Annotated in this window: 21 protein-coding genes, 1 tRNA gene and 1 pseudogene; 11 read left to right on the top strand and 12 right to left on the bottom strand. The window is 61.7% G+C overall.

The genetic code is table 11. From position 1 onward, the window contains the following. The first annotated feature begins 14 nt into the window (after window positions 1–14). From NKI37_RS16655 to NKI37_RS16640, 4 genes are read left to right on the top strand one after another with little or no spacing between them, the layout of a single operon-like run. The gene (locus tag NKI37_RS16655) at window positions 15–884 is read left to right on the top strand and encodes an NAD(P)-dependent oxidoreductase (RefSeq protein WP_352791320.1); all 870 of its coding nucleotides are present in this window, start codon (window positions 15–17) and stop codon (window positions 882–884) included. Between the two features lie 7 nt (window positions 885–891). Then, on the top strand, window positions 892–1,596 hold the full coding sequence (locus NKI37_RS16650) for a DNA alkylation repair protein (RefSeq protein ID WP_352791319.1): 705 nt from the start codon (window positions 892–894) through the stop codon (window positions 1,594–1,596). Beyond that, complete coding sequence (locus NKI37_RS16645) at window positions 1,556–2,140, top strand: GNAT family N-acetyltransferase (RefSeq protein ID WP_352794511.1); 585 nt, start codon at window positions 1,556–1,558, stop codon at window positions 2,138–2,140. Before NKI37_RS16650 ends, NKI37_RS16645 begins: the two co-directional genes overlap by 41 nt. A 46-nt stretch (window positions 2,141–2,186) precedes the next feature. Continuing rightward, a complete protein-coding gene (locus NKI37_RS16640; RefSeq protein WP_023669012.1) occupies window positions 2,187–2,756 on the top strand; it encodes a DUF3299 domain-containing protein in 570 nt (189 codons plus the stop codon). A gap of 48 nt (window positions 2,757–2,804) precedes the next feature. Here the strand turns inward: NKI37_RS16640 and NKI37_RS16635 are convergent, their stop codons facing one another. The 4 genes from NKI37_RS16635 to NKI37_RS16620 all read right to left on the bottom strand — a co-directional run bounded on the left by NKI37_RS16635 (window position 2,805) and on the right by NKI37_RS16620 (window position 5,330). Next, the gene (locus NKI37_RS16635; protein WP_023669013.1) at window positions 2,805–3,296 is read right to left on the bottom strand and encodes an Lrp/AsnC family transcriptional regulator; all 492 of its coding nucleotides are present in this window, start codon (window positions 3,294–3,296) and stop codon (window positions 2,805–2,807) included. Between the two features lie 143 nt (window positions 3,297–3,439). Beyond that, a complete protein-coding gene (locus tag NKI37_RS16630) occupies window positions 3,440–4,057 on the bottom strand; it encodes a uracil-DNA glycosylase family protein (protein WP_352791347.1) in 618 nt (205 codons plus the stop codon). Next, on the bottom strand, window positions 4,057–4,668 hold the full coding sequence (locus NKI37_RS16625; protein WP_352791315.1) for a glutathione S-transferase: 612 nt from the start codon (window positions 4,666–4,668) through the stop codon (window positions 4,057–4,059). Before NKI37_RS16625 ends, NKI37_RS16630 begins: the two co-directional genes overlap by 1 nt. 38 nt (window positions 4,669–4,706) lie before the next feature. Beyond that, complete coding sequence (locus NKI37_RS16620) at window positions 4,707–5,330, bottom strand: thermonuclease family protein (protein ID WP_352791314.1); 624 nt, start codon at window positions 5,328–5,330, stop codon at window positions 4,707–4,709. A gap of 75 nt (window positions 5,331–5,405) precedes the next feature. On the opposite strand from NKI37_RS16620, the gene NKI37_RS16615 reads away from it, so the two are divergent. Continuing rightward, window positions 5,406–6,929 (top strand): sensor histidine kinase, encoded by a 1,524-nt coding sequence (locus tag NKI37_RS16615; protein WP_023706851.1) that lies wholly within the window; start codon window positions 5,406–5,408, stop codon window positions 6,927–6,929. 9 nt (window positions 6,930–6,938) lie between these two features. Here the strand turns inward: NKI37_RS16615 and NKI37_RS16610 are convergent. Then, window positions 6,939–7,937, bottom strand: a pseudogene (locus NKI37_RS16610) (nicotinate-nucleotide--dimethylbenzimidazole phosphoribosyltransferase). 187 nt (window positions 7,938–8,124) lie between these two features. Here NKI37_RS16610 and NKI37_RS16605 point away from each other — a divergent pair. Both NKI37_RS16605 and NKI37_RS16600 read left to right on the top strand, forming a co-directional pair. Next, window positions 8,125–8,358, top strand: a complete 234-nt coding sequence (locus tag NKI37_RS16605) for a DUF1289 domain-containing protein (protein ID WP_023824914.1) — start codon at window positions 8,125–8,127, stop codon at window positions 8,356–8,358. Between the two features lie 13 nt (window positions 8,359–8,371). Beyond that, window positions 8,372–9,076 (top strand): TIGR02281 family clan AA aspartic protease, encoded by a 705-nt coding sequence (locus NKI37_RS16600; protein ID WP_023726599.1) that lies wholly within the window; start codon window positions 8,372–8,374, stop codon window positions 9,074–9,076. 5 nt (window positions 9,077–9,081) lie between these two features. Here NKI37_RS16600 and dusA read toward each other — a convergent pair whose 3' ends face one another. Then, on the bottom strand, window positions 9,082–10,077 hold the full coding sequence (dusA, locus tag NKI37_RS16595) for a tRNA dihydrouridine(20/20a) synthase DusA (RefSeq protein ID WP_352791767.1): 996 nt from the start codon (window positions 10,075–10,077) through the stop codon (window positions 9,082–9,084). Window positions 10,078–10,192: 115 nt separating this feature from the next. On the opposite strand from dusA, the gene NKI37_RS16590 reads away from it, so the two are divergent. Together NKI37_RS16590 and NKI37_RS16585 are read left to right on the top strand one after the other, a co-directional pair. Continuing rightward, the gene (locus NKI37_RS16590) at window positions 10,193–11,254 is read left to right on the top strand and encodes a tyrosine-type recombinase/integrase (protein WP_023807426.1); all 1,062 of its coding nucleotides are present in this window, start codon (window positions 10,193–10,195) and stop codon (window positions 11,252–11,254) included. A gap of 100 nt (window positions 11,255–11,354) precedes the next feature. After that, window positions 11,355–11,423, top strand: a tRNA-Ser gene (locus NKI37_RS16585). Window positions 11,424–11,664: 241 nt separating this feature from the next. Here NKI37_RS16585 and NKI37_RS16580 read toward each other — a convergent pair. The 3 genes from NKI37_RS16580 to NKI37_RS16570 form a co-directional block, all read right to left on the bottom strand. After that, the gene (locus NKI37_RS16580) at window positions 11,665–12,372 is read right to left on the bottom strand and encodes an RES family NAD+ phosphorylase (protein ID WP_155927158.1); all 708 of its coding nucleotides are present in this window, start codon (window positions 12,370–12,372) and stop codon (window positions 11,665–11,667) included. A 53-nt stretch (window positions 12,373–12,425) separates the two neighbouring features. Further along, window positions 12,426–12,821 (bottom strand): HEPN-associated N-terminal domain-containing protein, encoded by a 396-nt coding sequence (locus tag NKI37_RS16575; protein ID WP_352791769.1) that lies wholly within the window; start codon window positions 12,819–12,821, stop codon window positions 12,426–12,428. A 733-nt stretch (window positions 12,822–13,554) separates the two neighbouring features. Continuing rightward, window positions 13,555–14,076, bottom strand: a complete 522-nt coding sequence (locus tag NKI37_RS16570) for a hypothetical protein (RefSeq protein WP_155927162.1) — start codon at window positions 14,074–14,076, stop codon at window positions 13,555–13,557. A gap of 202 nt (window positions 14,077–14,278) precedes the next feature. Between NKI37_RS16570 and NKI37_RS16565 the strand changes: the two genes are divergently transcribed. Then, the gene (locus NKI37_RS16565) at window positions 14,279–15,121 is read left to right on the top strand and encodes a hypothetical protein (protein WP_023807431.1); all 843 of its coding nucleotides are present in this window, start codon (window positions 14,279–14,281) and stop codon (window positions 15,119–15,121) included. Between the two features lie 115 nt (window positions 15,122–15,236). On the opposite strand, the gene NKI37_RS16560 is transcribed toward NKI37_RS16565, so the two are convergent. Continuing rightward, window positions 15,237–15,842 (bottom strand): hypothetical protein, encoded by a 606-nt coding sequence (locus tag NKI37_RS16560; protein WP_352791772.1) that lies wholly within the window; start codon window positions 15,840–15,842, stop codon window positions 15,237–15,239. Between the two features lie 162 nt (window positions 15,843–16,004). On the opposite strand from NKI37_RS16560, the gene NKI37_RS16555 reads away from it, so the two are divergent. Next, window positions 16,005–16,220: a helix-turn-helix domain-containing protein gene (locus NKI37_RS16555; RefSeq protein WP_196814091.1), complete on the top strand. Its 216-nt coding sequence runs from the start codon at window positions 16,005–16,007 to the stop codon at window positions 16,218–16,220. Window positions 16,221–16,571: 351 nt separating this feature from the next. Here the strand turns inward: NKI37_RS16555 and NKI37_RS16550 are convergent, their stop codons facing one another. Next, window positions 16,572–16,775: a helix-turn-helix transcriptional regulator gene (locus NKI37_RS16550; RefSeq protein WP_023807433.1), complete on the bottom strand. Its 204-nt coding sequence runs from the start codon at window positions 16,773–16,775 to the stop codon at window positions 16,572–16,574. A 129-nt stretch (window positions 16,776–16,904) separates the two neighbouring features. Then, window positions 16,905–19,946 (bottom strand): Ti-type conjugative transfer relaxase TraA, encoded by a 3,042-nt coding sequence (gene traA / locus NKI37_RS16545; protein ID WP_352794509.1) that lies wholly within the window; start codon window positions 19,944–19,946, stop codon window positions 16,905–16,907. Window positions 19,947–19,999 lie beyond the last annotated feature (53 nt).

The following is a 19,999-nucleotide window of genomic DNA, read 5'->3' as shown; positions in this document are numbered from 1 at the left end:
TGAAGGGCAAACCTATGGCATCTGTGGCATTTCTTGGTCTTGGCGTGATGGGCTATCCCATGGCCGGGCACCTCAGGAACAAAGGCGGCCACGAGGTCACCGTCTACAACCGCACCACTGCCAAAGCCGAGCAATGGGTGGCCCAGCATGGTGGCAAGCTTGCTTTGACGCCGGCTGAGGCCGCCGAGGGCCAGGATTTCGTCTTCTCCTGCGTCGGCAATGACGACGATCTGCGCTCGGTAACGACGGGAGTCGAAGGTGCCTTCAAATCGATGAAGAAAGGCTCGGTCTTCATCGACAACACCACCGCCTCGGCCGAGGTCGCGCGCGAACTGGCCGACGCCGCGCAAAAGGCCGGCTTTTCCTTCCTCGATGCGCCGGTCTCCGGCGGTCAAGCGGGTGCCGAAAACGCCGCCCTGACGGTGATGGTCGGCGGCGAGCAGGCTGCCTTCGACAAGGCCAAACCGGTCATCGACGCCTATGCCCGCATGGTCGGGTTGATGGGGACGTCAGGCGCCGGCCAGCTCACCAAGATGATCAACCAGATCACCATTGCCGGGCTGGTCCAGGGTCTGGCAGAAGGCATCCATTTCGGCAAGAAGGCCGGGCTCGACATCGAGAAGGTCATCGAGGTGATCTCCAAGGGCGCTGCCGGTTCCTGGCAGATGGAGAACCGCCACAAGACGATGAATGCCGGCAAATATGATTTCGGCTTCGCCGTCGACTGGATGCGCAAGGACCTCGGCATCTGCCTCGATGAAGCCGACCGCAATGGCGCGAGACTGCCGGTAACCGCACTTGTCGACCAGTTCTACAAGGATGTGCAGGCGATGGGCGGTAAGCGCTGGGATACGTCCTCCCTGCTGGCGCGCCTGGAAAAATAGGCTGGCGATGGCCGAGCTTTCGCCCCAATCGAGCGCCGACGACATCGTCGCCCATTTGCGCTCGATCGGCTCGGAGGACAATCGCCGCGGCATGCTGCGCTATGGCATCAAGATCGAGCGGGCGCTCGGCATTTCTCATGGCATGCAGCGGCAGATCGCCAGGACAATCAAGCGAAACCACGAGCGAGCCTTCGAGCTCTGGCAGACCGGCATCATGGAGGCGCAGTTCATCGCTTCCGTCACGACCGACCCGAAGCGCTTTTCCGCAGCTGATGCAAGGCAATGGGCGGCGTCTTTCGATTCCTGGGATATCGTCGACGGCGTCTCCGATCTCTTCGTCGGCACGGACGACTGGAAGGAACTGATCGAAGAGTTCGCAGCGGACGAGCGGGAGTTCGTTCGACGCACGGCCTTTGCCATGATGGCCTGGTCCGTCGTGCACCGGAAGCAAGAGCCGGTAGCGACTTTCCTCGGCTTCCTGCCGATCATTGAAGCGCATGCCACCGACAGCCGCAATTTCGTGAAGAAGGCCGTAAACTGGGCGCTTCGTTCGATCGGCAAGCGGTCGATGGAGATGCACGGCGCTGCCCTTGCCACGGCGCAAAAGCTCGCTATGTCGCCAGACAAGACGGCGCGCTGGATCGGCAAGGACGCCGTACGAGAGCTGACCAATGCCAAGACGATCGAGCGGATCGCCTCCAGAAAAGGCTGATCTGGGCAAAGTCCGGTTCAGCGCGGTGACGCGAAAGACGCGAACCAATTTCGAGGGCCTCTTCGAAGCGCAGGGCGGTCCGAAATATTGCTGGTGCATGGCCTGGCGGCCTCTGCCCGGCCGCCGCGAGCATGTCCAGCACGCCGAGTTGAAACGGGCCATGATGGCGCTTGTCGACGCCGGCACGCCGGTCGGTATTCTCGCCGAGGTCGACGGCAAGACCGTCGGCTGGTGCTCGGTCGCGCCGCGCCAGACCTACCGCAAGCTGTCGTCGCATCAGGACGATGGCGAGACCGGCATCTGGTCGATCGTCTGCTTCTATGTGCCGAGAGGGCTGCGCGGCGGCGGGCTGGCGGCCGCTCTTCTTGACGCCGCCATCGATCACGCCTTTGCCAAGGGCGCCGGCGTGATCGAGGCCTACCCGGTCGACGAGGCATCGCCGAGCTACCGTTTCATGGGGTTTCGCGGCGTGTTCATCGCTCGCGGGTTCCATGAGGTCGGCATGGCCGGCTCTCGCAGACATGTGATGCGGCTCGAGCGTTGACGCGATCGGCCGCGGCGTCTTTACTCCTGCACAAAGGAAGCGGCCGATGAGCAGTCCTCTCAAATCGACCTTGGCGCTTGCAGCCGCGTTGTTGGTGTTCACCGCTACCAACGCCTCAGGCCAAACCGCGCACATCTTCTGGAAAGATCTGCGTCCTGCGACGCAGGCGGTGGCCGAAGATGCCGGCCTGCCGATGATTGCGGCAAAACTGCCCGATCGTGGCGAGACATTGTCGCTCAACCTGCAGGACAAGATGGTACAATTAGCCGGCTATGCATTGCCGGTCGACCGCGATGGCGACCTCGTCTACCAGTTCCTGCTGGTGCCGTGGACAGGCGCTTGCAGCCACATGCCGACGCCGCCGCCCAACCAGATCGTGCTGGTGACGCCGGCCCGTCCCTACAAGATGTCGCAGGCCTATGAGTCGGTTGCCGTGACCGGCGCCTTGCGGCCCGGCTTGGAGAAGAGCCAGTTGTTCATTCTCGACGGCGTCAGCATCATCCAGTCCGGCTACACCGTACGCAAAGCCGATGTGGTGGCAGTCGACACGGTGCCGGACACGATCACGCTGCCGGTCAACTCGCCCTGGAGTTTCCTCAACAAAAAGAAAAACTAAGCGCCGCCGGCTTGTGCAGCGTCACCGCCCAGTCACGGACAACCGCGCTCAGGCCGCGTTGGCGCCGGATTCCTTGTCCAGCAGCATGTAGTCGAGCGGCATTTCGGTCGTGTATTTGATCTGCTCCATGGCGAAGGACGACGACACGTCGCGGATCTCGATCTTGGCGATCAGCCGCTTGTAGAAGGCGTCATATGCGGCGATATCGGGCACCACGACGCGCAGGAGATAGTCGACGTCGCCGCTCATGCGGTAGAATTCGACAACTTCGGGAAATTCCTGGATGACTTCCGAGAAACGCCGCAGCCATTCATGGCTGTGCGAATTGGTGCGGATCGACACGAAGACGGTGACGCGCACATTGACCTTTTCGTGGTCGAGGATGGCGACCCGCCGCTTGATGACTCCCTCTTCCTCCAGCTTCTGGATGCGGCGCCAGCACGGCGTCGTCGACAGGCCGACTTTCTTGGCGACATCGGCAACCGCGAGCGTCGCGTCCTCCTGCAGGAGGCGGAGAATTTTTCTGTCGAGGCGATCCATTAAGGTGCTCCTGGTGCAGGCCGCGTTCCCTCGGGCGCGACGCGCTTTGGGAATAGATTGGCTATACTCCCTCTTATTTCGACCTTTCACAAGAAAGAAATTCTGCCGGATGGCACAAAAGCGAGTGATATCTTGCTTAGAGTCTAATCTATGCGATAGCGGATTTCCGATCTCAGAAACGGCAGCAAATCCATTTCAAACCATGGATTCTGCTTCAGCCATCCTGAGTTGCGCCATGACGGGTGTGGCAGCGGCAGCACTTTCGGGCTGGCCAGCGCATCCCAGATGGTGCGCCAGTCCTTCACGGTTTCGGTCAGCGACGGCCGGCGCGTGGCGCCCATATGCCAGGATTGCGCGTAGGAGCCGATTGTCAGAACGAGGTCGATCTGCGGCATCAGTGCTATCAGCGGCGCGCGCCAGGCCAGCGCGCATTCTCGGCGCGGCGGCAGGTCACCGCCCTTTGCGTCCTGGCCGGGGAAGCAAAAGCCCATCGGCACGATGGCGAATTTTTCCGTGTCGTAGAATTCCTCGCTGGTTACGCCCAGCCAGCTTCGCAGCCGGTCGCCGGACGCGTCGGTGAACGGCATGCCAGACGAATGCACCTTTGTGCCTGGCGCCTGGCCGGCGAGCAGGATGCGGGCGCTGGATGATGGCAGCAGCACCGGGCGCGGCTCGTGCGGCAGTGGCCTGCCGACCGGAGTGTCGACGCAGATGCGGCAGGCGCGGACCTTTGCCGTCAAGCGTTCGAGTTCCGCCTCCATCAGGCGGAAGCGCTCGGACGGCTGGAGACGGCGCTGTACCAGCGCAGCACGTTTGTGCACTCGTCCGGCACTTTGATGCGCGCCGGTTTCATGAAATCCACGGCGATCATGCCGGTGATATCGGCGATCGAATAGGCGTCGCCGGCGGCGAATTCGCGGTTTGCTAGTTCGGTGTCGAGCAGTTTTAGGAATTCAACCGCTTTCGCCTTGTTGGCCTCACCCCATTCGGGGATCTGCGGAATTTCCCATTCCTTCATCGCCGGATGGATGTGGCGAAAAGCCTGGGCGACGCAGCTGAGCAGATTGAACTCCATGCGCCTTTGCCACATCTCGACCTTGGCCTTGCCGAGCGCGCCTTGCCCGAACAGCGCCGGTTCGGGATGCAGTTCCTCGAAATAGCGGCAGATGGCGACGGATTCGGTGAGGATGGTGCCGTCGTCGAGCTCCAGCACCGGCAGCCGCTGCAGCGGGTTGCGCGAGCTGACCGGCTCCTGTTTGTGCCCCATCGCACCCATATCGACCGGCACCAGTGGCACTGCGATGCCCTTTTCGGCCAGGAAAACCCGCACGCGCCGCGGATTGGGGGCGCGGCCGCCATCGAACAGTTTCATGCTTTCCTCCCGATATGGTCCTTCAACTATAGTGCTCGTCACCAGCCGCGAAACAGCTCTCGCAAGGCGTCACCGACCGAAGCCAGCGTGCCGTGCTTTCTTTCGAGCGGGCCGCCGTGGTGGCTTTCGCGCCAGTCTTGCGGCTCATCGAAGGTGCCGGCCCAGATGCCAACCTTGCCGGCGCGGGCAATGGCCTGCTCGGTGTCGAAATCGCCATAGGCAATTGCCCAGCCGGCCTCAACCTGGGCCCGGTTGAGATCCTTTCCACCGGCCTTGCAATCGCCGAGCAGGCGGCCGTAGCGGTCGCGCTGCCAGCCGCTGCAGGTCACCGGATTTCCTGATATCAGCCGCACCAGCGCCTGGCGCGCCAGCCTGCCGCAGGCGTAGTCTGCGCCATCCCTACGGCAGATCTGCTGGTATTCCGGAGCGTCGATGCCGCGCATGCGGATACGTTCGGTGCCAAGGGTGAGTGAATCGCCATCGTTGACGATCGCCGCCCCTTGCGCCTTGCGCGTCTCGAAACGGTCGAGGCGTGCGGCGAGCAGGATCAGCAGGCCGAGCAGAATGACCGTCAGCGCGTAATCCAGCAGCTTGCGCCACAGGCTTCGCGGCGGCGGCGGATAGTATCGCCGGCGCGGCCTTGGCGACCACGAACGGCTCATATGGCAAACAGTCTCTTAATCATTCGAACGTAGCTTAACGAATTGAGATCGCTGCGCGCATAAATCGAAGTTTCCATGCCTCTGCTACGCTCGAACACAGCGGATAAATTCATTGTGGACCGCCGGAAACCGCACCGCAACAGCGATGTGGCGCGCGCGGTGCGCAAGACGCGCGACCGTCTTTCGCAGCAGGTCGGCAATCTCGACTTCGACCGCGAGCTGCTGAAGCTGCACGCCGGGACCATGGTGGGCGGCGCAGCCGTCATCCCACTGCTGGTGTTGGCGGTCGCGGCGGCCGGGCTGCTGGCCGGTGTGGACAAACAGATCAGCGTCTGGGCGCTGTTCACCCTGATCTGCTATTCGATCGTCGCCTTCATGGCGCGGCGCGTCGGCCGCACCGAAGCTGCCGAGCTCAACCCTGTTCGCACCCGCAGGGATTTTCTGATCGGCCACTCGCTGTGCGGCCTCGGCTGGGCGTGGTTCGCCTGGCTCGGCTGCGCCACCTGCCAGATCGACCAGTTCCAGGTGGCCAAGGCGGTGGTGCTGCTGCTGGCCATGGCGACGACCGCTATCATGGCGTCGTCCTTGCGCGGCTCGCTGCTTGCCACCTTCGTCGTTCCGGTGGCGGTCTATGCCTATGCTGAAACGAAATTTTGGGTGCCGGTCGGGACGATCATGGTCGCCCTGCTGGTCGCGGCATTGCCGTTCTTTGCCTATATCGCGCGCCATCTCAACCGCTCGTCGCTGATACTTCTGTCCTTCCGCTCCGAAAAGGATGCGCTGCTCGCCGAGGTGGAGACCGCGAAATCGATGTCGGACGAAGCTCGTCGGCGGGCCGAAGACGCCAATCTGGCGAAGTCGCGCTTCCTTGCTTCTATGAGCCATGAGCTCAGGACGCCCCTCAACGCCATTCTCGGTTTTTCCGAGGTGATGGCCAATGAGGTGCTCGGGCCGATGAGCAACCCGACCTATCGCGACTACGCCCGCGACGTGCACGATTCCGGCCAGCATCTGCTCGACCTGATCAACGAAATCCTCGATCTGTCGCGCATCGAGGCCGGCCGCTATCAGCTCAACGAAGAGCCGGTGATGCTGCTCAACATCGCCGAAGATTGCTGCCACATGATGGAATTGAAGGCGCGCAACAAGGACATCCGCATCGTCCAGGATTTCGAAAGTGCCCTGCCGCGGCTGTTCGCCGACGAGCGCGCGGTGCGGCAGATCACGCTCAACCTCCTGTCCAACGCCATCAAATTCACCGCCACCGGCGGCGAAGTTCGCGTGCGCGTCGGCTGGACGGCGGGCGGTGGCCAGTACATTTCGGTCAAGGACAATGGGCCGGGCATACCGGAAGACGAAATCCCGATCGTGCTGTCCGCCTTCGGCCAGGGCTCGATCGCCATCAAGAGCGCCGAACAGGGCACCGGGCTCGGACTGCCGATTGTGCAGGGCCTGCTCGCCATGCATGGCGGCGAATTCGAACTTCAGTCGAAATTGCGCGAAGGCACCGAGGCAATCGCCATCTTCCCGCTCGCCCGAGTGATGGAGGAACTGCCGGCGCTGCCAACCAAGACCGTGGCGGCGGCCCGCCGACGTTGACAGCTTGTTCTAGGCTTTGACCGCCGCCGCCATGCCCGAACTGGTAAGCGCCGCCGCCTTGACCAGACCGGCGGCAAGGGCGGCCCCTACCCCTTCGCCGTGGCTGATGCCGAGATCGAACAGCGGCCTGAGGCCGAGCCGCTCGGCGGCAAGCCTTTGGCCGGACTCCGGCGACAGACTGGCCAGCAGGCAATGGTCGAGCGCACCCGGGTTGGCGGCGTGCAGCACGGCAGCGGCGGCGGTCGCGGCGAAGCCGTCGAGCAGCACCCGGATTTTCTGCATCCGGGCGGCGAGGATAGCGCCGGCAATGGCCGCGAATTCGCGGCCGCCGACCCGGCGCAGTGCTTCCAGGGGGTCCTTCAGAGCCGCACCATGGAAGGCGACGGCTGCATCGACTACATCAGCCTTGCGCGCCTGCATGGCCGCGTCGGCACCGGAGCCGGGGCCGACCCAGTCGGCGCCGCTGCCGCCGAACAGGGCGGCGCACAAGGCCGCCGCAACGGTGGAGTTGCCGACGCCGAGATCGCCAAGGCAAATCAGATCGGCGCCACCGGCGATGGCTTCCATGCCGAAGGCCATGGTGGCGGCGCAGCCGCGTTCGTCGAGGGCGGCGTCCTCGGTGATGTCGGCGGTCGCAATGTGCAGCGCCAGGTCGAACACCTTGAGGCCAAGATTGTTGGCGACGCAGATCTGGTTGATTGCCGCACCGCCGGCGGCGCACAGCTCAACGGCGTTTGCGGTCGCAGCGACAGGGCGCGGCGAGATGCCGTGGCGGGTCACGCCATGGTTACCGGCGAAGATCGCCACCAGGGGCCGGTTCACTGCCGGCGGGGCGCGCCCGCTCCAGGCAGCAAGCCAGGCGGCGATGTCCTCGATGCGGCCAAGCGAGGCTTTCGGCTTGTCGGCCTTGGAAAACAGGGTGCGCACCCAGGTTTACGCGACAGTATCGGCAGGCGGCAGGCTCGCCAGCAGATTGCGAAAATCGTCGAAGGGCAGCGCGCTGGTCATGTCGGTCCTGATCATCCCCTGTGGTTGATCAGCGGCATAACCGCCTTGCCCGGCCGGCACAACTCCCCTCGACATTGGCGCGAAAGCGGTTGCCCGCGCCGCATTCCGAAGGGCTTGCATTGGCTTTGCCGTTGCACCATGTGGAGATGGAACGAGGGATTCCGGACGGAACCTGCAAGAGAAAGTCATGACGGCCATCGAATCCCCGTGCATCCTGGTCTGTTCGATCGACATGAAAACCGGCTTCTGCTTCGGCTGTGGCCGCACGCGCGATGAAATCGGCGCCTGGATGGGGATGACGCCGGAGGTACGCCGCAGCGTCATGGCCGAGTTGCCGGCCCGATTGGAAACGGTCGAGCGCCGGCCGCGCCGGGAAACACGCCGCAGCCGCATGGCGCGCGAGCGCGACGTCCTCTCTTGAGGCGGCAGGTCCAATGAACCGACTGTTCTGGATCGTGATGGCGGCAATCGGCCTCGGGCTGGTGCTGCTGATGATCAACAACGACGCCGGCAGCACGTTCGGCATCGAGAATTACGATTTCAGCCGTCTGGTCTGGCTGGGGGCGATCGGCTTGCTCGTCAGCGCCGGCCTTGTCCGGTCCGGCAGGCCGCTCGGCGTCATGGCCCGCAATCTCGGCACGTGGGCCCTGATCGTGCTGGCGCTCGTCGCCGGCTACCAGTACCGCTACGAGTTGCAGGATTTCGCCAGCCGGGTGACGGCGGGCCTCGTTCCCGGCAGCCCGCTGGCGCTCGGCGTCGAGGACGGCCATGCCACCGTGACCCTGGACAAGGCCGACAGCGGCCATTTCGAGGCCCGCATCACGATCAACGGCGCGCCGATCCGCACCGTCGTCGATACCGGCGCGACCAGTACAGTGCTCACCGCCGAAGACGCGCAGGCGGCCGGCTTCAATCCGGCCGCGCTGAGCTTCACCGTCCCGGTCTCGACCGCCAATGGCATGGCACGCGCCGCTTCGGTGCGCACCGACGAACTGGCGATCGGCGGCATCGTGCGCAAGAACATGCAGGTGATGGTCGCCGCGCCCGGCGCGCTCAGCCAGAGCCTGCTCGGCATGAACTTCATCGGTTCCCTGTCGGGTTTCGACGTGCGCGGCGACCGGATGATTCTGCGCGACTGAACTGCTTAAGCGGCCTTTTCAACACGGTCGAAATCGACGGCAGCGAACGCTGCCTTCAGCACATCCGGTCCGGCGCCGGGTTTCGTCGCGTCGGTGGACAGTATCTGCCGGAAGCGGCGCGCGCCCGGCAGGCCGTGGAACAGCCCGACCATGTGGCGGGTGACGTGGCCGAGCCGCCCGCCCTGCTCGATATGCCGCGCGGCGTAGTCGGCCATCGTGTCGATCAGCGCGGCAAAATCGTAGGCGCCGGCCTTGTCGCCGTAGAATGCCGCGTCGACGCCGGCCAAGATGCCTGGCGTGTGGTAGGCGGCGCGGCCAAGCATGGCGCCATCGACATGATCGAGGTGGCGAGCCGCCTCTTCGAGCGATTGAACGCCGCCGTTGATGCCGATGAATTTGTTCGATTTTCCCGCCTTGAGGCGATAGACCCTGTCATAGTCGAGCGGCGGGATGTCGCGATTTTCCTTCGGGCTCAGACCCTCCAGCCAAGCCTTGCGCGCATGCACCCACAGCGCGTCGGCGCCGGCCGCGAAAACGCCGTCGGCCAGCGCGTCGAGCGCGGGCTCCGGATCCTGCTCGTCGACGCCGATGCGGCATTTGACCGTCACCGGGATTTTCACCGCCGCCTTCATCGCCGCCACACAATCGGCGACGAGGTCAGGCACTTTCATCAGGCAGGCGCCGAACGTGCCGGACTGGACGCGGTCGGACGGACAGCCGACATTGAGATTGATCTCGTCGTAGCCGAAGCCCTCGCCGATGCGCGCCGCCTCGGCCAGCTTTTGCGGATCGGAGCCGCCGAGCTGCAGTGCCACCGGATGTTCGGTCTCGTCAAAACCAAGCAGCCGCTCGCGCGCACCATGGATGACAGCGTCCGCCACCACCATTTCGGTGTAGAGCAGCGCACGCTGCGTCAACTGGCGGTGGAAGAACCGGCAATGCCGGTCGGTCCAGTCCATCATCGGGGCCAAGGCCACTCTATGGTCTTGATTTTTCAGCATTTTTTCTTTAACAACAAATTGTTGGCACCTGACGAATGCACACGAATTTACGCCAGAATACGACCCTTTTCGCCACGTTTCGATCTCTCAGTGCACACGGAGCGCACACGAAAGAATGGCCACCTACACAAAGCTCTCATCCGGTTCCTGGCGTGTCCAAGTCCGTCGCAAGGGTCGCTACGTCAGCGAGACCTTCCTGCGCCGGGACGACGCACGGCGATGGGCAACCGAGACCGAGCGCCAAGTCGATCGCGGTGAGACGCCGACCAAGTCCCGTATAGCGCGCCTGAAAACTTTCGGCGAACTCATCGACCTTCATATCGACGACATGTGCGATGTAGGCAAGTCCCCTCGCCGCTCAAAGGCAGCAGCCCTCGATATGCTGCAAAGACATCTAGGGAAGTGCAACATCGCGGCTCTGGATCGCGAACGGCTCATTCGTTTTGGGCGTGACCGGGCAGCCCAAGGTGCCGGACCGATGACGCTCGGCATCGACATCGGCTTTATAAAACTCATTCTGGCTCATGCCGCTGCGGTGCACGGCCTGCCCGTCAAGGTCGAACCAGTTGATCTCGCGCGTATTGCCCTAAAGAGGCTTGGCCTCGTTGGTAAAGGCAATCAGCGCGACAGGAGGCCGACCCAAGATGAACTCGACAGACTCATCGCCCACTTCGATGCAAATCCTCGTCAAATAGCGCCGGTTGGTCAGATAATACGTTTTGCCGTCGCAACCGCGATGCGCCAGGAGGAAATCTGCAAGGCGCGATGGTCCGACATGGACGCCCGCACGCGGATGCTTCTAATCCGTGACCGGAAAGACCCGCGAAACAAAAACGGGAATAATCAACGCATACCCTTGTTCGCGGCAACTGGGTACGACGCATGGGCCATTGTCGAGGAACGACTGGCCAAGCGAAGCAATGACGATGATCGAATTTTCCCATTCAATCATAGGTCAGTCGGAACCGCCTTCCGTCTAGGGTGCGCTGACCTGGGCATCAACGACCTTCATTTTCATGATTTGCGGCATGAAGGAACGAGCCGCCTTTTCGAAGCTGGGTTCACAATTGAACAGGTAGCGCTGGTCACAGGGCACAAGGATTGGAAGATGCTGCGGCGCTATACGCACCTCAAGCCAGAAATGCTCCACACTATCCACGCGGCGAAGGCCGCATAGTTGACGTGAGTGGCGCTAACAGTCCGAGGTCTCAAGCAGAGTTGACCGCTGATGGATGGTCGCGGCTACGATCGTGCAGCTGCGAAACCGAGCCTCGATTGCTTCCATCGGAAAACGACCTGCGGTTTGTAAACGAAGGTCGGCGGTTCGATTCCGTCCGGGAGCACCAGTTCTCAAGACGTAAATCATTATTTATCTGCATAATTTTGTACGCTGCGAAAAGCCGACCTGTGCCCCTGACTGGCCTACCGGTCATTTGTGTAAGGATTTGTGAAAGAGATAGACGACGTTTTCGCGCGAATCTGACCCCTGTATGAGGTTCGCATGGCGTGCCCGGGGTGCCTTTCGAATCTGGACCGAGAGAGCACCGACCAAAGCAGGAATGACCGCCTGGTGCGGCTACGCCTCACTCACCAGCGCGGTGCATGTTGAGCCCAATTCGCAATGTGGTCTGCCGAGACTGCGCGGTTCGTTACCTTGCGAAGCTGCAGCCACCTATCTCGCTTGAAGCCATATAGGTCGTCGCGAAGCTCTGACGGAAGGACGACGTTATCCTGGTTCGCGAATAGGACGATGGAGCTTCCGCCAGCGCGGCGGGTGCTTCGATAGCGAACACCATCAACCTGGCGGCCGTCGATGGTTGTGACGGTCCGCAGAAATTCCGCCACGATTTGGGTCGGAACATATTCAATATGAATTTTGTCGTCACGAGCGATGGGGCGAGAGATATCGCTTTCGACTTCTTGAAGGAACCGTCGACGTGGGCGCGGATCATACTCCATGGAGTCGGGAATTTCCCAGAACATCGAGGGCACGGGCGGGAGGTTGGTTAGGGCGAGGATCGTTGCGTCCCGCAGTGTTTCGAAGGCTCCAACGGCGAATGTCCCGGCTTCGTCCGCGACCTCTGCTAGGGCCGTAGCGCTCTCTTGGGAAGCATAGAACACAACGATGCCGAGCGGGCTCATGCGATTTGCCTTTGCCAAGGTCTTGGGAGGAGGTCCCAGATCTGCCGCAGTTCTGAACTGCCCCTTTTTGGCCTGGTGACGAGCCCTTATAAGCATTGTGCCGGATGGCAGGGTCACAAACAGCCGGGCGTCCTGCGCATACTCGAAGATCATTTCGAGAACCTGGGCGGGCTCGTAAAGCTCGCCGTTAGGATAGCGTCGCTCACTCAAAAAAAGTAGCGGCGCTTAAACTTCACGTACTCACAGAACTGTTCCCAACTGATCGACAGGCGCTGCTCTGGCGTGAGCGAAAAAGGGTGGGCTTCTGACCAGAGCTCGTTGTCGATGCCTTCGACGATCGCTTTCAGGAGCGTGCCGTCGTTGTCCCGCGGTAAATCAAGTCCAATCATATCCGACAGCAGTTCGTCCGTCGTGTAGGCCGCGAATTGGTACCCCCCTTCCGCCGACTCCCAGGGGACTCCGGCGTTGTCAGGGTTGTCGTAGTGTTCTGAGATGCCGCGTTCGATCAAATCGATGACATCATCCAGTGGCGCGGCAATCTCGCGACGAGCGCGCCTAGCGCAAAATGAACAGCCGCTTGCTGGTGGCCGCCGATTCAACATAGCTGCGAATTTCCTCATCGCCGAAGCAGAGATTGCAAACGAACCGATCCTCGCGATGGAGGCGCATTAATCTGACCTTCGAACTCTCACGGGCGCGCTGTCGCCTCGCTTGGTTGTCTCAGAGAAACTGGACAAGCAAGTTGCCCATCCCCTCTCGTCGAATTTCGATGCAGTCCTCACAGAGACGCAAGGACGGCACACCTGACATGGTCTCCGCACCGTTGACCAGCCGGTAGTCCTTTACCGGCCGGTCGCCGCATGATGAGCAGACGTTTGTATTGCCCTCCATTGCTATGGCGTGGCGTGACAGCGCGGCCAGCGTCGGCTCGACGCGATCGACAATCGAATACCAATAGGCACTATGGGGCTCGATCTGCTCCCATGTGGCGTTTCAGATCGTCCGGATGGTGCTCAGCCAGCCATCCGTAAGCGACTTCTCGGCGCCGTTGGTCGTTCTGAACAAGCGTCCGATAGAGGTCTATTTCCAAGCGCAGAGACTCACGCGGATGGTTTTCCAGTGGCGTTCGAGCAGGAAGAGCGGATGCCGGGGCTGGACGTGCCGGAGGTCAAAGGCCCCGCCCACCAAAACTGGTACGGGCCGCTGCCGGCGTCATAAGATGTTCGCCCCCGTGCCGCGTTCGGCAGCGCGGCGCTGGTTACGATCTGCGGATCGCAACGCCCATCCCTAGTGCCGATTCCAATGTAACATTGCGGCCAGCCCCTACTAGGACGGTCAGCGCTGCTTTCCGAGGCTGGCAATGCTAAGACGTCGAATCTGATCCGACAGCCATGCCGCATGGCCCATGGAATCGCGCACGGCGCGAATCGAAGGCGCGTCGATCATGTCCTTCAATTGCCGTTGCAAAGCCTGAGCCTCCCGAAATGGTTTCAAGTAATCGTTGACCCGGCCAACGGCATCAAGGGTTTCCTGCAGCCTGCTGACAGCACCAAAGGGAGACTCCCGGCTCACACCGCTGGCCAATATCCTGTGTACGACCACGGCCCTTGGTCGGGCACGCTCCTTGGCGTCCGCAATCAGTTGACCCTGCTCTTTGCTCCATTTGTCCTGCCAGCGCCTCAGCAAGGCTTCGTCGGACGCCGCCTCCCAGCCTTTGTTGTTGTCACGTACCTGTTTCATGGCCGCCGTGGGACTGAGAGACGGATTCCTGATCAGGATATCTGCCACTATAGCCAGGAAGGGTGCATCCTGCTTCCCCGATCCAACGGGGCGGCCGCGACTGCGTTTATCGGTCATCTTGGTCCTCATGAACTGTTTAACCGCTCCCAATACTAAGGCTCTTCGGGCGATCGGCCAAACGAGAAGAAACCGCGGCTCACGATTTTTAGTGAGGAAAAATCGAGGGATAGCGCTGGGAACGAGGATAACTCGTCGTTCCCGCATTTATTCTCGTTCGCCAGAGGCGTAACCGGGAACGGCGCGCTGCGAGGGGCCAACAATGAATTTGCGAGAAGCCATCTGCGACAACGTCTTCGCTCAGAGCGTGCTGACGCGTTGTATTGAAGAAACGGCCAAATTTCAGAACCCCATAATCGGTCTTCTCTATGATTGGCAAACGCTGGTTACCGGCCTGTTTGCTCTCTTCGGCGCCTTCCTCCTCTGGGTTCAGATTCGAGACCAGAAACGGCAGTTTAAGCTGGAGAGAGAGCAGGTAATACTCGAAGGAAAACGCGAGAATCTCGCGGCCCGGATCGGGTTGCCGCATGCGCTCGCCGAGTTGACCAAATATTGGCAAGCCTCTTTCGAGGCCTGGAAAAAGGAAGATCCCGACAGCCGGCCAAAGCCGCCTCCCCTGGGCGCGCTAAAAACCGTGATGGAGGCAGCTGTCCTTGTCGATCAAGAGACCTTCCGCAGTATGCAGGAATTGGTTATCCACGCACAGGCGTTTGAAGCGAGGGTGGACACGCCCAAATCAGAACGCGCGCTCAATTTCTTTGAGACCATGATCTTTGATATCGCGAGGCTGAGCTACCTCACTAACCGTCTCTATGATTTCGGCAGGATGAGGGCTGACAAAACGCCCTATGTGCCGCCAACCCGCGAAGAGCTTGAGAGGGAGCTCTACCGCGACCTTGGAATGTACGCCTTGCCGGCAGGAGACCCGCTCAATGACCGAATTCGAAAGGCGATGGATCAAGAGTTCGGCAAGAAGCAAGACCCTAATGCGAAGACAGGCAAGACGGAGTGCCTTAGGGCGGGTGGGAGCGCGAGGGGCGGGCTTCGGGGGCTCCTCGCATGGCTGCGGGCGGCTCCGTGCCGCCTGTGGGCATACCTACGCTAACACAGCAAAAAAGGCCCGGAGCGGACGACGCTCCGGGCCTCTGTTCGCTTCGAACCCTGACTATTCGGCAGAAATCGCCGTCACGGCATGGTCAACCTCGCTTGTGACGAGAAGTTCACAAAACAGGCGCATTCCGCTGGGAATCTTCGTCGGAAAGCGCCGTCACGAGCTTGATGGCTTCGTTCCAATGTCGCGCTACGTCAGCACGCGTAATGTTGCGATCAGGTCGATAGGCTGGCAGATCCCCCGCAAGTGCCTTGAGGTCGCGCAATACGGACGAAATATGCGGCCATGGGAAATCCGTCGGATCGCCGATATCCCGGTCGGCGCCAACAATCATGTCCAGCTTTGCAATGATCCCAGCGAGCGAAAGAGCAGCAACGGTGGGGACAGCATCCTGAAATTTGAGTGCCTCGGTCATGGCAAACACCTCTGCCTCGCGAGCCACCGCATATTCGGCGCTCGCCTCCGACGCGGCCACGGACATCTGCCAATACGCGGATTCGCCCCAGGTCAATACCGGAATTCCGGTATTGGCCATCATTCGTGCCTCCAAACGCTGCTGCACCCGACACAATAGCAACGAGGCATATCGAGCTTGTTGCCACTTGCTCCAGAGGCCTGAAGCCGGGTCTATTGCTTGCCGTTCAGAACCGTTCGGCTTATCGCTTTGCCGGTCGATGACGAAAGGCAAAGTCGTGGTATTGTCGGTATCAGCCATGATCCGAGCTCCAGACAGCTTTGGCGTGGTCAGGCTAGGCATGGTGCGTCAACACTGCGTGTAGCCGCACCCCCGACAACAGGCCAAGGGTATCCACTGATACCTTTGGATCATAGCGCAATGATCTAAAGGGATCAACAGAAATTGGTGACAGCAGCACAGATGCGGGCGGCCCGAGCTTTGATCAGCCTATCACAATCAGAGCTTGCCAAGCGGGCTGGCGTTTCTATTCCAACTGTAAAACGCTGTGAGAGCGACAGTGAGCGCGCCGCTGCAGTGTCTGCTGAAACCCTGGACAAAATCCGTGCCGTTCTTGAGGCAGAGGGTGTGGAGTTCACGAACGGCAATCATCCGGGCGTGAGGTTGCGGCGACCCTGACCGACGACAAATCGAAGAACGTTTAGTAAGTGCTCCTGGCGCGATAGGGTGGTGGCGGGATAGGGTGTCCCCTCCTAATCCATCGTCTCGCACACCAAGGCGGCCCCTCCGCGGCCTTTCGGAAGTCCACCGGCTTCGCCGCGACCATTACCTTAACCGGCTCCTCGGCCCGATCAGGACTTCGCCTTCAACGCGCGGATGACCGCCGCGGCCGTCTTGGCGTAAGTTCAAAGGCTCTGAACATCGTCCCTCACGACCACGAGCGGAAGGTGCCACCAGAACAGCTCTTATGCCGTTTTCGCAAGAGCTATCGAAAGTCACCCGAATGCGTCGAAGCCGTCTGTCTCGCAATCAGACCTGACGCTCTTTTCGCCAAGCAACGGGATCAGCGATCCATCGATTGACATCGGATTCCCGCCAGCCCGCCCCGTTGATGCTTATCTTGATCTGAGCGGGGAACGTGCCTTCGGCAATCTTACGATAGATGGTTGAACGGGACAGGCCGGTCCTGGCAAGGACGGTTTTGAGGCGTATGATACGATCTGGCTCGGGCATAGCTCGCCTGCCCCTCAGTGGGTTGTTGCTGGTATGTGCTGGGACAGACAGCGCGAACCGATGCTCGACGCAAGCGAAGTTCCCGCAGCAGCTATCCATGGCGTGTTGCCGGCGGCAAATCGGAGGGTGTCAGATCCCAATGCCCCGACCCTTGCCGATGCCATGGCTGAATGCGAGTTCCGCGCCCAGGCGGCGACCCGAATCCAGGTTGATGCCAAGCTCGCGTTTGCGGTTCGCCAGTAGGGATTCCAGCTGCGGATCGCGTTCAAGGGTCTTGGCCATGTCGGACATGGCCGAGCGCGTTGACTTGTAGGCCGACATATCGCCCGCCTGGTATTGGTCCTGGCTTGTCCGGTGGAGCCTCTGCCAGCGTTCAACGAAACGGTCGGCGCGGCGGATCGGATCCGCGTCCAGTCCTGTGCGGATTTCCGTTTCAAGCTGGAGGGCGAGCACGATGCGATTGACGCGGCCGACCCCCGCCTCGCGAACAAGTTCGGGATTTTTGACGTATGCCGCTTCGGCATCGCGCCAGCCATGCGGCCGCACCTTCTCGAAATCGCTACGGGCATCCCTCAATTCGCGCATTTGCTCGGGACTGCCCTGTCCGTCCCCATTTCCAGTACTGAGGATCGCGTCGACAGCGCGCGCGTGACGAACAAGCGCCTTGGTGCGAGCGCTGCGCAACGCCGCTTCCGCGTCCATCGGCATATCCGTGTCGCGCGACACTCCCGTGTCGGGAGTCTTCCTTTCGGCCGCAGAGCCAGCATCTCCGATTCGCGCCCCAACATTTTCCCTTCCCGGCCCATCTTCCTGGCTGGGCTCACCGTCTCCGGGCGAGCGCAATCCGTCCAGCAGCCCGCCGATCCTGTCGCGCAGCTTCTCAGGAACGATCCGGCGCACGATCTCGACCACGCGCTCGCGGAACGAGATACCGCGCCGCTCGGCATAGCTTTGCGCCGGGTCGATATGCTCGTAGTCCGACGCCATGTCCTTGGCCCGGTCCCGTGACAGCGTTCGGTCCAGCCGCTCCCGCGTACTGAAGTCATCGCCGCCGTAATGGAGGTCCATTCTGTCTCGATGCCGCGACAGTGCGACGTAGCTGCCATGCGCATCCATGCCCGGCGTGGCGAGCACATGGGTCCGGTCGACGGTCATGCCCTGCGCCTTGTGAATGGTCGCGGCATAGCCGTGGTCGATATGGGCATAGTCTTTCAGGTCGAAGCGCACCGACCTCCCATCGTCGGTGCGAACCGTCATGCTTTGTGTGCTGAGCTCCTCCACAATGCCAATCGTACCGTTCTTGACGCCAAGCCCGCGCTCGTTGCGCAGGAACATTACGCGATCGCCGCTAGCGAAGGCCCTTGGACCGCGTTCCGCGTCCACCTGAACATCGTCGCCGAGATCGCCGGCGGCGCGCATGCGCTCGCGCGCTGCCTGGTTGAGCGCGCGCACCTCGTCGTTTGTGTGGGTGAGAATGATCCGGCTCGCTTCGGGGTCTGCCCGCCTGTCGCGGTCCCAGCGCTCGACAAGATCGCTGCGCGCCTCATCGCGCGTTACAGCCTGATGCACCATGCCTTGCGCGTCGTAGGCGCTGATCGCGGCGCCGATCCTGCCGGTTGCCAGATCGCGCGTGGCCTCACGCTGCCAGTCTTCGCGCTGCCGGCGCACCTGGCCGATTTCAACGCCGCCGTGTCGCTCGTGAATCGATCGGAATGCGGCGCCCGCTTCGATTGCCTGCAGCTGCTGCGGATCGCCGACGAGGACGACTTTCGCGCCAACGTCAGCCGCATGGGAAAGCACACGCTCCAACTGGCGCGTGCCGACCATGCCGGCCTCATCGATCACCAGGACATCGCGGGTGGTGAGCAGATCCCTGCCCTGCCCCCAGCCATGTTCCATACTGGCGATGGTGCGTGACGAGATGCCTGATCCGCTTTCGAAATTCTCGGCGGCAATGCCGGAGAGTGCCGCGCCTCGGACCTCATAACCCGCCGCTGCCCATGCTTGGCGCGCAACACCCAGCATGGCGCTCTTTCCCGTTCCGGCAAAGCCGACAACGACACCAAGACCGCGACCATCGGTGATATGCGCAAGCGCATCGGTCTGCTCGCCGGAAAGGATAAGCCCGCGTTGCGCAGCGCGCACCAGCGCTGCCTCACGATGTGCGTCACTCACCGGGTGTCGCTCGTCCAAATCGATACGCTCCGCCGCGCGGTGAAGGCGCTGTTCGGTCTCGATCATCTGCCTTGTGGTGATGCGATCTTCGCCACGTCCGTCCTTGCCGAGTTCGACCAGGTCGGGTGCGTTGCTGATGGCTGCCACGACCGCGTTGAACTGCTCCACTCCGTCGCTGTGCCGATGCGCAAACTTCGCGATGTCTTTTCGGGTGAAGGTCGATTGCTGATGGGTGATGGCATCGAGCGCCACGGATGGATTGGCAATGATGCGCGCGCCATTGTTGCGCGCGATCTCGCGGTGCAGTTCGGTGCGATCTGCTTCAATGTCACCAGCAGCAAGGCCACTACCCTCAATGCGCTGGGCTGGCGCACCAATCTGGGTTTGCGGCTCCAGGGCAATGCCCTGCGCTTCCAGACTGCGATGATCGATGCGCGCGTCGATGTCGAGTTCGGCCAGGCGTTCATTGGCCTGCTCCGCCCACCGCTCGCGCCAGCGCTCGACCAGCTGGGTAGCATTCCAGTCGCGCACCTTTGACCCAAAACCATTCTCGTCCACGGACCGCATCGTGAGCATGACATGAGCATGCGGCTTGGGGCTGCCATCCTCTGCCCTGTCCCAATGCACATTGAGGTCGGCGACCATGCCCTTGCTGACAAACTCGGAATGAACGAAGTCGCGCGCCAGTTCGATGCCTTGCGCCTGGCTGAGTTCACGCGGGAGCGCAAACTCGAGCTCGCGGGCAAGCTGGGCATCCTTGCGTACCTCGCACGCCTCGACATCGTTCCACAGCCTCTCGCGGTGGCTCCAGGCTTCGGGTGCACCCTCCGGCAACATCACCTCAGAATGGACGACACCACGTTTGGCTGAAAAATCATGGCTGCGTTCGATCCGCTCGTCACGCAATCGCGAAGCCGAGCGGTATGCGGCCGACGCCACGGCGCTTGAGCCTGCCTTGCGGCCAATGACCTTGACGTGAAGATGATAGATCGCCATCGCGACAGGATCATTTGCACGTCAAAGCGCACGTCGGCACGACGTATAAGCGC

The sequence above is a fragment of the Mesorhizobium sp. M0626 genome (genome assembly GCF_040320665.1).
Taxonomy (GTDB): Bacteria; Pseudomonadota; Alphaproteobacteria; order Rhizobiales; family Rhizobiaceae; genus Mesorhizobium.
The sequence above is the reverse complement of the archived record's forward strand: the minus strand, read 5'-3'. Positions and strand labels throughout refer to the sequence as shown.

Coding starts and splice junctions, on each gene's coding strand:
- NKI37_RS16600 (WP_023726599.1), top strand. CDS start 8,372: ATGAACCGACTGTTCTGGATCGTGATGGCGGCAATCGGCCTCGGGCTG.
- NKI37_RS16560 (WP_352791772.1), bottom strand. CDS start 15,842: ATGGCTGATACCGACAATACCACGACTTTGCCTTTCGTCATCGACCGG.
- NKI37_RS16655 (WP_352791320.1), top strand. CDS start 15: ATGGCATCTGTGGCATTTCTTGGTCTTGGCGTGATGGGCTATCCCATG.
- NKI37_RS16580 (WP_155927158.1), bottom strand. CDS start 12,372: ATGATCTTCGAGTATGCGCAGGACGCCCGGCTGTTTGTGACCCTGCCA.
- NKI37_RS16575 (WP_352791769.1), bottom strand. CDS start 12,821: ATGTTGAATCGGCGGCCACCAGCAAGCGGCTGTTCATTTTGCGCTAGG.
- NKI37_RS16570 (WP_155927162.1), bottom strand. CDS start 14,076: ATGACCGATAAACGCAGTCGCGGCCGCCCCGTTGGATCGGGGAAGCAG.
- NKI37_RS16650 (WP_352791319.1), top strand. CDS start 892: ATGGCCGAGCTTTCGCCCCAATCGAGCGCCGACGACATCGTCGCCCAT.
- dusA (WP_352791767.1), bottom strand. CDS start 10,077: ATGCTGAAAAATCAAGACCATAGAGTGGCCTTGGCCCCGATGATGGAC.
- NKI37_RS16620 (WP_352791314.1), bottom strand. CDS start 5,330: ATGAGCCGTTCGTGGTCGCCAAGGCCGCGCCGGCGATACTATCCGCCG.
- NKI37_RS16630 (WP_352791347.1), bottom strand. CDS start 4,057: ATGGAGGCGGAACTCGAACGCTTGACGGCAAAGGTCCGCGCCTGCCGC.
- NKI37_RS16555 (WP_196814091.1), top strand. CDS start 16,005: ATGCGGGCGGCCCGAGCTTTGATCAGCCTATCACAATCAGAGCTTGCC.
- NKI37_RS16565 (WP_023807431.1), top strand. CDS start 14,279: ATGAATTTGCGAGAAGCCATCTGCGACAACGTCTTCGCTCAGAGCGTG.
- NKI37_RS16640 (WP_023669012.1), top strand. CDS start 2,187: ATGAGCAGTCCTCTCAAATCGACCTTGGCGCTTGCAGCCGCGTTGTTG.
- NKI37_RS16590 (WP_023807426.1), top strand. CDS start 10,193: ATGGCCACCTACACAAAGCTCTCATCCGGTTCCTGGCGTGTCCAAGTC.
- NKI37_RS16615 (WP_023706851.1), top strand. CDS start 5,406: ATGCCTCTGCTACGCTCGAACACAGCGGATAAATTCATTGTGGACCGC.
- NKI37_RS16550 (WP_023807433.1), bottom strand. CDS start 16,775: ATGCCCGAGCCAGATCGTATCATACGCCTCAAAACCGTCCTTGCCAGG.
- NKI37_RS16625 (WP_352791315.1), bottom strand. CDS start 4,668: ATGAAACTGTTCGATGGCGGCCGCGCCCCCAATCCGCGGCGCGTGCGG.
- NKI37_RS16605 (WP_023824914.1), top strand. CDS start 8,125: ATGACGGCCATCGAATCCCCGTGCATCCTGGTCTGTTCGATCGACATG.
- NKI37_RS16635 (WP_023669013.1), bottom strand. CDS start 3,296: ATGGATCGCCTCGACAGAAAAATTCTCCGCCTCCTGCAGGAGGACGCG.
- traA (WP_352794509.1), bottom strand. CDS start 19,946: ATGGCGATCTATCATCTTCACGTCAAGGTCATTGGCCGCAAGGCAGGC.
- NKI37_RS16645 (WP_352794511.1), top strand. CDS start 1,556: ATGCCAAGACGATCGAGCGGATCGCCTCCAGAAAAGGCTGATCTGGGC.